The sequence below is a fragment of the Dolosicoccus paucivorans genome (genome assembly GCF_900100125.1).
GTDB lineage: Bacteria > Bacillota > Bacilli > Lactobacillales > Aerococcaceae > Dolosicoccus > Dolosicoccus paucivorans.
In genome coordinates, this window is sequence record NZ_FNEL01000064.1 from 1 (window position 1) to 8,892 (window position 8,892).

An 8,892-nucleotide genomic window follows, 5' to 3' on the forward strand; every position below is an offset into this window, starting at 1 on the left:
TATTTAAGGCGCATGCGCGTTATATTAACCGAAGTAATAATATCCATCGTAAAGTACTTAACTTTTTGAGTCCGAATGAAGTCGTGGCCCAATACTTTGAATCACAAAGTGCTTAATTTTTTCTGGGGGACCGCGGTCCCCCAGAACCCCATTCAATTCTATTTATTTTGTACTAGAACTTTAAGTGTGTGTCACATATGTTTGACTACTCTAGAGTCTTGAGGGAGTGAAAAGTTAACAGAGACTATGATTTCGGGAGAAGATGTGGTATACTTAAGTCCGTTCATTAGAGATAGTCCTTTCTGGATTGTCTTAAGCAGGAGGTATGGTCTCCTGCTTTTTTATTAGCTTGATTTGATAAGTAAATTATATCAAAATCCCGCCAGAACGTTTACTCTAAACATTCTGGCGGGATTATTTTATTAGAGGTCATGGACTTATGTCACAGCCTCTTCTTTTTTTTATTTCATTTAATGGAAATCCTCCTAAATTACTAACTTATAAGTAGATAGTAATTTGGGAGGTGTGTTTTATGATTCAGTGACGTTTGATTATATTTTTATTTCATAGTCTGAAGGTGATATAATAAAAGAAAGGATTCATTAAATGAAGCTATTACCTATCAACGATTTATTATTTAAGAAAGTGTTTACTACTCCAGGAAATGAATATGTTTTAAAAGGATTTGTTCAAGCCGTGTTAGGGCTAGAGTTTGAACACTTAGAAACAAAAGAAACGTATAATATTAAACGAATTAACCCGGAAAAGATTACGCGCACCGAAGTGGATATTTTAGCTCAAACCCTTTCAGGAGAGTACATTACCATTGAGATGCAAGTGAGAAACCATGCAGCGTTTATTGAGCGGACGTTATATTATTTATTCCAAAAGTATAACGATCAATATCAAGTAGACGGGTCTGATAAAGAAGGACCATATACATCTCTTAAGTCAACCTACGGGATTAATATTACAGATTTTAATTTATTCGAACCGGATAGCGACGCAGTGAGGCATTTTGTGTGTTAAAAGATGTTAACAATAATAAGCGTTTAACCGCCTATAAGAAAGCTAAAGGAGTTCAAGCGACTTACTTTAGTTTAAGGAACACTCGCACCAGTCATCCAAATATTGTTTACTGGCAAGTTTTCTTTAAAGGAGAACCCATTCCAAAAGAAGCACCGTACTATATTCATGACGCTGCCGCGATGATCCGATTAGAGAATTTAAGTGAGGAGGAACGTCAAATGGCCGAAGCTATTTCTAAAAGCGAAGCAATCCGCCGAGCTGAACGTCAATACGATATTGAAGAGGGTATTGAATTAGGAATTGAACAAGGAAAACAGGAAGAACAACAACGAATGATTGTTTCAATGTATCAACAGGATCTACCATTAGTCCAGATTGCTTCTATTACTGGCTTATCCATAGGACAAATTAAAGAAATTTTAGAAAATCAAAGTTAAGAACTAAAGACATTATGATTTAAAAGTACAGGTGAAGCTTATGAAAGGACCATTATCTAAAGACGAAACAATCCGCCGAGCCGAACGTCAATACGATATTGAAGAAGGTAGAAAACTTGAACGCCAAAGAATGGTCATTTCCATGTATCAATTAGATTTCCCTTCGACTCAAATTGTTTCTATTGTTGGCTTATCCCTAGAAGAAGTCAATGAGATTATAAAAATAACCCTTAGCTTTATAAGTTTTCCTTCTAAATATAACAAATACCTCGGTTTTTACGCCAAGGTGCTTTAATTTATCTTCCAAAGCTATCCCAAGACGCGTACTGTCCAGCGATTGCTCCGGTAACAAAAGCGGCGGTAATATTGTACCCACCTGTATAACCATTAATATCTAACAATTCTCCGCAAAAATAAAGACCTTCTACTAATTTTGACTCCATTGTTTTTGGCTCGACTTCATCCGTCGTCACACCTCCACCAGTAACAAATCCTTTTTCGATGGGTTCAGTTCCGTAGCCTGTAATATTAAAGGATTTAACTTGTTGCCATAACATTTCTTCTTGAGGCGGGGTTAATTGGCGATAGGGTTGGTCCGGCTTTAATCTTACTTGATTTAAAATAACGAGAGCAAGTCTTTCAGGCATCCATTGTTTTAATAATGTTAAAAGTTCTTTATCTCGCTTGTTCTGAGCATCTTCATTTAGTGACTTAATCGTTTCTTGAGGAGTTAAGTCAATCGATAAATGAGCGAATGGCTCTTTAGAACGGTGTAAATATTGGTTTAAATGACCAGAAGTTCTTAAAATTGCCGGACCTGAATAACCTTTATGGGTAAAGATCATATCCATCTGGTGTTGGGTAATCACTTTGTTGTTTTTATCATATAAGGTGATTAAGACATCTCTTAAAGAAACTCCTTGTAAGGAGCGGTCTTTAATAAATGAATCATTTGAAAGAATCGGTGCTTCTGTAGGATAAAGCCGTTGGATTGTGTGACCGGCAGATTTTGCAAAACCATATCCGTCTCCTGTTGAGCCTGCTCCGGGATAAGCTCGTCCGCCGACCGCAAGGATAACAGATTTTCCATAAATCGGGGGCTGATCTTTTACTTTAATGCCAGTAACGGATTGTTTATCGTCACTAAATACTAATCCTTCAACGACAGCTTTCGTTTGAATTGTCACTCCCACATTCTTGGCTTCTTCTAATAGAGCGTCTAAAATTGTCCTGGCTTTATTCGTCACCGGAAACATACGACCGTGGTCTTCTTCTTTTAATTTCACTCCACGGGATTCAAAAAAGTGAACAATATCTTCTTGATTAAATTGGCTTAATGCACTGTACAAAAATTTACCATTGCCAGGAATGTGATCCACTAATCCTTGAACTGTTGTACGGTTCGTTACATTACACCGTCCGCCTCCTGTAAGTAGTATTTTTCGCCCTAAGACGCGGTTTTTTTCAACGAGTATCGTCGAAGCACCTTGTTGGGCAGAATGAATAGCAGCCATCAAACCACTCGTCCCGCCTCCGACGACAATTACATCATATTGCATAGTATTCTCCTTTATAAATAATTTCCAAAAAAGTCTGCCACTTCATCCATCACTGGTAGATCAACAAAGTGTGGAGCCTCAGCAGGTGAAAAAGTTAAATTAAGTTGTGGGTTGTTCTTAACAAATTGTTCCACAGATTCAAAGGGTACCCGCTCATCTTGACGTCCATGCCAAATAAATAAAGGACGGTCACCTAATTTTCCCGGTTGAGTGGCTAGATTGTAGTAAGAAACCCAACTGAGAAGATGGGAGTAGTCACTGGGTACAAAACGGTCATAATCTATTAAAGCTTGTTGCAAGTAGTTTTGGTAAGCCAGTAAGTCAGGAGTTCCCATCACACAAGCAGCCGTTTTAATTTCTGAATGGTGGGTCAATAGAGCCGCGGTGGTCATTCCACCCATCGAAATACCCCCAACTCCTAACCGATCATTTAAAATAAGTTGGCTCTTTTGGTAATGTTTAACGATAAATTCAAACTCGAACAAATTCGCTTGAATCGTTTGCCAAAAAGTTAAAGAAGGAACGAGCGACATAGCTTGATAACGTTCGCCGTGATGTTTGCTGTCAGGCAATACAACACGAAACCCTTTAGCAGCTAGACGACGTCCTTGGGTGAGGACGAGTTTTTTGGTCATTTGCCAACCATGATAAAAAATAATGGTAGGAAGAGGCTTATTTCGAAGGCGATCAACTGTCACTTCTAAAATAGGAATATCGCCAATATATTTAGATTGTAGAGAAAACTTCACACCTATCGCTCCTTTTAAAAGTTACTTTCATTATAGAAGATGCGACTGTTGAAAGATATCATTCTGCTTAATGTTTTTTGTTTCTAATCCTTTGTAATAAACCATATTAACCGCTCGTTTTATGCAACCAAAAAAGTTGATAAAGTTAATTTTGCAACATACTATTGAAATAGTAAACTAAACCATCAAAAAATAAAACAAACGGAGGATTCATTTCCTCCGTTTTTGTTTGTGTTTATTTAATATCGATAGTGACATTTGCGTAATAATCTAATATTTTTTGCGCCATGTCTAAAGAGATGTTATCTACTTTTCTTTCTCCACGTTTTAAACGATTGATTTGTTCGGGGCGCACACCAATGTTTTGAGCGATAGAATAGCCGGTTTCAGTTTTTATTATTTTAGAGATAGTGGCTATTAAATTATTTGTCATGTTTATCTCCCTTAACGTTAATATATACTTGGGCTAAAATCAATGTTAGAACGACAACGAGAAAAATCATTTCTGATGTTCGCATTTTAAAACCTCCTTTGATATAATTAACAACAGAAGAGGGTGGCGTCCCTTCTCTATTGCCTTGCTTAAGCTTGTTTGAGCGAGGCCCTTTTTTCTTTATTTAATAGCTTCAACTCTTCTAATTGTTCTTTCAACATCTCGGCTAAAAAAGTGTTTGAAACTTACAATCAACGCGGTACCATGGAAAACTACATTAAAGAAGCCAAGAACAGCTTCTTCTTTGATAAAACAGATAGTCCCAGATTCATTGAAAACGAGGCCCGCATGATGATTAGCCTGTTGGCGTACAATTCGGTTAACTTCTTACGCACCTTGTGTTTTGAGCCAAAATCAAAAGGACTCCAAGTAGACACAATCCGTTTCCGTCTATTCAAAGTGGCTGGAAAACTCGTCAGCACGGCAAGACAAATGTATTTAAAACTATCAAGTTCTCATGTTTATCAGCGAGAGTTTTATGCCGTATTCAGGAAAATCCAAAGGATTCGGCAGTACATTTAAAGAACCTGATTTTTAAAAAAAAGTTTAAATGGCCCAGGGAGAAGTGCGCCCAAAATTTGAGTTTGAAAAGTAAAAAGTCTCAAAATAATTAAATAGACCGAAAAAAATTAAATAATTAGGATAGAAAATGGAAAACGATAAAGAAAATATAACAATATTTAAAAACAGCCTCTGAAATTAGAGGTATGAATTATTCAGGATTTCTACTCAAATTTTAAGAATATAAAATATTTTATGTAATATGCGTTATAATAACCGTGTGAAATTTACTGAACATATAATTTCAATTTAAGGAGTTTTATTTAGTGAATAAAATCGATATCAATGCTCCGATTGCTCAAATTATTGATGAGCACCCAGAACTTTTAGAGGTTTTTGTTGAAATGGGCTTTAAGCCTTTAGAAAATAAGACAATGTATAAAACTTTAGGTTATAAAGTAACTTTAAAGCAGGGAGCAAAATTGCTTGGAAAATCTATTGACGATATTATTCAAAATCTGAAATGGAATGGCTATGAGGTTAAAGGAGATTAAATGGATAATAAAAATTTAGCACAACAAAGAATCGATGTATTAGAAGATATTTTAGTACGACTTCATCGTGGCGCTGATCCAGATTCAGTTCAGGATGATTTCGAAGAGCATTTTAGTGATGTCTCAGCGATTGAGATTGCGGCAATGGAGCAGCAAATTATTTTTGATCATGGTGAAGTAACTTATGAAGACGTTTTAAAGCTTTGTAACGTGCATGCTCGTACGTTCGAAAATAGTATTCAAGATGGAAATGGTTATGAAATCGACCATCCAGGGCATCCAGTACGCGTCTTTAAAGATGAGAACTTAGCGTTACAAGCAACTCTTTTACGTATTTATAATATTTTAAATGCACTTGAAGCGGACCCAGAAGTTGCCATGGTAGAGGGTATTTATCAGGGCTTAAGCAATCAATTTAATATATTAGGTCAATTTGAAAAACATTATGAACGAAAAGAGAAACTATTTTTTCCATTTTTAGAAAAAAAGAATTATCAAGCCCCACCTAAAGTCATGTGGGCGAAAGATGATGAAATTCGAGAACTTTTCTATACGACGAAAAAAGCTGCTGATAACTTACCTGAAAGCTCACTAGAAGATATGCGTGCAAAATTTGAAGCTTTTGAATTTGAATTTAAAGAAATGATTTTCAAAGAAGAAGCTATTTTGATTAATATCCTGTTAGATTCCTTAGATCGAGCAGAGTGGTATCAAATTGCGCAGGAAAGTGGCACGTATGGCTATGCAATTATCAATCCACCGACGGAAGTTTGGGAACCTGAACTTGAGGAAGAAGAAGTTGTTGAAGTAGAAACAGTAGAAGTAGCAGCAAAACCTGAAACTGTGATTACGCCAGCACTACCAGTCTCCACTGAAACACACCTTGAAAGTAAAGAAGTGCAGTTCCAAGGGGGCACAGTGACTTTAACTCTCAAACAAAATATGGATGGGCAAGCATTAGATAGAAATCAGTTGCACACGACTTCAGGTGGAGACTTATCGCTAAACAATATTCAGGCGTTGATGGATTATATGCCACAAGAGGTAACGGTTATTGGTTTAGATGAAAGTATTCAATACGTTAACCAACCGAATAGTATACGTTCGATTAATTATGGACTGAATGATTTATTTGATGCAGAGGAAGCAACGGCGATTCGTAAACAACTGCAGTTGGTCCAAGATCAGCCAGAAAATAAACTTTTACGTGAAATTACGGACTCAGGTTATGAAATAAGTTACCAAGCTTTATATGATACGAATGAAGTATTGACCGGTCTTGTGGTGTTAAAAGAAGATATCAAGCCTTTTAGAGAACTTGAAGGTGGATTGAAAAGAAAGTTTCGTCCATTAGAGGAAGTAAATGATGAAATTATCTATTCATCCGTTATAGCAAGAACGAGTATGTCAGTTGTTGATCAATTTCCAGGAATTGAAACGCAGAAAATCAAAATTTCTGGTGCAGAATTAATGATTAGTTTTGAAAAAAATGCAACCCAACAAAAAGATTCTAGTATAGACAGAGATGTGTTGATTGATTTTCACGAAGGCCAGTTAAGCTTGAATCAAATCGAATACATTTTTAACGCGCTACCTTTTGAGGTCACTTATGTTAACGCTGAGCGCATTTTTAAGTATTTTAACCAAGCGATACCGCACGCGGATATGATTTTTAAGCGCAGTCCGGTACAATTGGACCGTGAATTACAGTTTTGCCATCCACCTAACATTTGGCCACGTGTGAATGAGCTGGTCAATGATCTCGAAGCAAAGCGTCGTCGCGAAGAAAATTTATGGTTTGAACAAGTAAGCCATAATCGCTTTGTACACGTGAGATATTTAGGAATGTTTGACAGTTCCGGTGCGTTCATTGGGATTTTTGAACAAGTGCGCAATATTAAACCGTATTTTTAATAAAATATAAAAAACCGTCCGCTAGTTTGAGCTGCTCCCCTAAAGTTGGACACTAGATCCAACTTTAGGGGAGTTTTGTATGAAATATAAAAAATATTGTTTTGAATTTAAACTTAAATTTCAAGTTTAAGTTAGCCATTATATATTTCCTCCAAGTTTCGTCAAGGCACGCTTCGCTCTAAAGGCCTTGACAAAACTTTCCAGAAATATGCTGAATGTTTAACTGCTTTTGGCAGTCTATTTATCAAAGGCTGTGTCATAAATGTTTGACTTCTCTACAAAAAAATTAAAAAAACTCTCCTCTAAATCTTGACTTTAACCTTGATTCTAGGTAAGATTAATAACGGTATTGTTTGCCACCACTATGAGCCCCGGAATCTCATAAGTTTTGTCAAACAACTAGATATTAGATTATGGAGGAATTAAACGTGCGTACAACATATATGGCTAAAAAGAACGAAGTTGAACGTAACTGGGTTGTAGTGGACGCAACAGATATCCCATTAGGTCGTTTATCAACTGTCGTTGCTTCAATTTTACGTGGTAAAAATAAACCAACTTACACTCCCCACGTTGATACAGGGGACTTTGTTATTGTAATTAATGCAGATAAGGTGCATTTAACAGGTAAAAAGCATACTGACAAAGTTTACTACCGTCACTCAGGACACCCAGGTGGTATCAAGTCTGTTACAGCAGGAGAGTTATTGGAACGTAACCCTCAACGCTTAGTGGAGCAGTCAATTAAAGGAATGCTTCCAGATACTCGCTTAGGTCGTAAACAATTTACAAAATTACATGTCTATGCAGGTTCAGAGCACAACCATGTTGCACAACAACCTAAAGCATTAGACATTACAAAATTAATTTAAGGAGGGAATTATAAATGGCTAAAGCACAATATTTTGGTACAGGTCGTCGTAAAAGATCAACCGCTCGTGTACGTTTATTGCCAGGAACAGGGAACTTTACAATTAATGGTAAAGCGCTAGATGAGTATATCCCATTCCCTCACTTACACGAAGACATCAAGCAACCACTAAACATTACAGAAACAGTAGGTACCTATGACATTGTTGTTAACGTAAACGGTGGTGGATTTACTGGTCAAGCAGGTGCAATCCGCTTAGGTATTGCTCGTGCATTATTAAACGTTGATCCAGACTTCCGTTCATCATTAAAATCAGCTGGTCTATTAACGCGCGACCCACGTATGGTTGAGCGTAAGAAACCAGGACGTAAAAAAGCGCGTAAATCACCACAATTCTCAAAACGTTAATTTGTGGCTTTACTCGAATACAACCATCTCTTTTTGGGAGATGGTTTTTTTGTGCATGATGAATTGCAATAATTATTGCGACAAAAAGTTATTCTAACTGAACGAGTTCGTGCATGAGTACTTCAAAAGGTGTTTTAAAATCTAAGCATTTTCTAGGTCGATTGTTTATCAACCATAGCGCATTGAAAAGATCATGTTCCGTAATTTTAGCTAGATCTGTGCGTTTAGGGAAAAATTCTCTGAGTAATCCATTGGAATTCTCGTTAGTCCCTCTCTGCCAGGCACTGTAAGCATCCGCAAAGTAAAAAGCGATGTTTTGTTGTTCGATGTCTGAATAACAAGCAAATTCTTTCCCACGATCAGAGGTGAAACTTTTG

General features: G+C 36.8%; 11 protein-coding genes and 1 pseudogene. 8 read left to right on the forward strand and 4 right to left on the reverse strand.

Annotation, left to right across the window (positions count from 1 at the left end):
• Positions 1–606 precede the first annotated feature (606 nt).
• From BLR79_RS07785 to BLR79_RS07795, 3 genes are read left to right on the forward strand one after another with little or no spacing between them, the layout of a single operon-like run.
• Entirely contained in the window at positions 607–1,029 is a 423-nt protein-coding gene (locus BLR79_RS07785) for an Rpn family recombination-promoting nuclease/putative transposase (RefSeq protein WP_092086684.1), read from the forward strand.
• The gene (locus BLR79_RS07790) at positions 1,023–1,466 is read left to right on the forward strand and encodes a hypothetical protein (protein ID WP_092086687.1); all 444 of its coding nucleotides are present in this window, start codon (positions 1,023–1,025) and stop codon (positions 1,464–1,466) included. Before BLR79_RS07785 ends, BLR79_RS07790 begins: the two co-directional genes overlap by 7 nt.
• A gap of 40 nt (positions 1,467–1,506) precedes the next feature.
• Complete coding sequence (locus BLR79_RS07795) at positions 1,507–1,761, forward strand: hypothetical protein (RefSeq protein ID WP_092086690.1); 255 nt, start codon at positions 1,507–1,509, stop codon at positions 1,759–1,761.
• Between the two features lies 1 nt (position 1,762).
• On the opposite strand, the gene BLR79_RS07800 is transcribed toward BLR79_RS07795, so the two are convergent.
• From BLR79_RS07800 to BLR79_RS07810, 3 genes are all read right to left on the reverse strand, one after another.
• Positions 1,763–3,025 carry a BaiN/RdsA family NAD(P)/FAD-dependent oxidoreductase gene (locus tag BLR79_RS07800; protein ID WP_092086693.1) on the reverse strand — a complete coding sequence of 421 codons (1,263 nt, stop codon included), beginning with the start codon at positions 3,023–3,025 and terminating at the stop codon, positions 1,763–1,765.
• Between the two features lie 11 nt (positions 3,026–3,036).
• Positions 3,037–3,774 (reverse strand): alpha/beta fold hydrolase, encoded by a 738-nt coding sequence (locus BLR79_RS07805; protein WP_092086696.1) that lies wholly within the window; start codon positions 3,772–3,774, stop codon positions 3,037–3,039.
• 235 nt (positions 3,775–4,009) lie between these two features.
• Complete coding sequence (locus BLR79_RS07810; protein WP_092086699.1) at positions 4,010–4,207, reverse strand: helix-turn-helix domain-containing protein; 198 nt, start codon at positions 4,205–4,207, stop codon at positions 4,010–4,012.
• Between the two features lie 186 nt (positions 4,208–4,393).
• Between BLR79_RS07810 and BLR79_RS07815 the strand changes: the two are divergent.
• The 5 genes and pseudogenes from BLR79_RS07815 to rpsI form a co-directional block, all read left to right on the forward strand.
• Positions 4,394–4,789 (forward strand): annotated as a pseudogene (locus tag BLR79_RS07815) (transposase); the annotation flags it as partial.
• A 305-nt stretch (positions 4,790–5,094) separates the two neighbouring features.
• On the forward strand, positions 5,095–5,322 hold the full coding sequence (locus BLR79_RS07820) for a DUF1858 domain-containing protein (protein WP_092086705.1): 228 nt from the start codon (positions 5,095–5,097) through the stop codon (positions 5,320–5,322).
• Positions 5,323–7,236, forward strand: a complete 1,914-nt coding sequence (locus BLR79_RS07825) for a DUF438 domain-containing protein (RefSeq protein ID WP_092086707.1) — start codon at positions 5,323–5,325, stop codon at positions 7,234–7,236. It begins immediately after the preceding gene.
• 428 nt (positions 7,237–7,664) lie between these two features.
• Positions 7,665–8,108, forward strand: coding sequence for a 50S ribosomal protein L13 (gene rplM / locus BLR79_RS07830; protein WP_092086710.1), 444 nt, complete (start codon positions 7,665–7,667; stop codon positions 8,106–8,108).
• A gap of 14 nt (positions 8,109–8,122) precedes the next feature.
• Positions 8,123–8,515: a 30S ribosomal protein S9 gene (gene rpsI, locus BLR79_RS07835; protein ID WP_092086713.1), complete on the forward strand. Its 393-nt coding sequence runs from the start codon at positions 8,123–8,125 to the stop codon at positions 8,513–8,515.
• 88 nt (positions 8,516–8,603) lie between these two features.
• Here rpsI and BLR79_RS07840 read toward each other — a convergent pair.
• On the reverse strand, positions 8,604–8,892 hold a 289-nt coding region (locus BLR79_RS07840; protein WP_143338821.1), incomplete at its 5' end, for an IS30 family transposase.

Coding starts and splice junctions, on each gene's coding strand:
- BLR79_RS07785 (WP_092086684.1), top strand. CDS start 607: ATGAAGCTATTACCTATCAACGATTTATTATTTAAGAAAGTGTTTACT.
- BLR79_RS07795 (WP_092086690.1), top strand. CDS start 1,507: ATGAAAGGACCATTATCTAAAGACGAAACAATCCGCCGAGCCGAACGT.
- BLR79_RS07800 (WP_092086693.1), bottom strand. CDS start 3,025: ATGCAATATGATGTAATTGTCGTCGGAGGCGGGACGAGTGGTTTGATG.
- BLR79_RS07810 (WP_092086699.1), bottom strand. CDS start 4,207: ATGACAAATAATTTAATAGCCACTATCTCTAAAATAATAAAAACTGAA.
- BLR79_RS07825 (WP_092086707.1), top strand. CDS start 5,323: ATGGATAATAAAAATTTAGCACAACAAAGAATCGATGTATTAGAAGAT.
- rpsI (WP_092086713.1), top strand. CDS start 8,123: ATGGCTAAAGCACAATATTTTGGTACAGGTCGTCGTAAAAGATCAACC.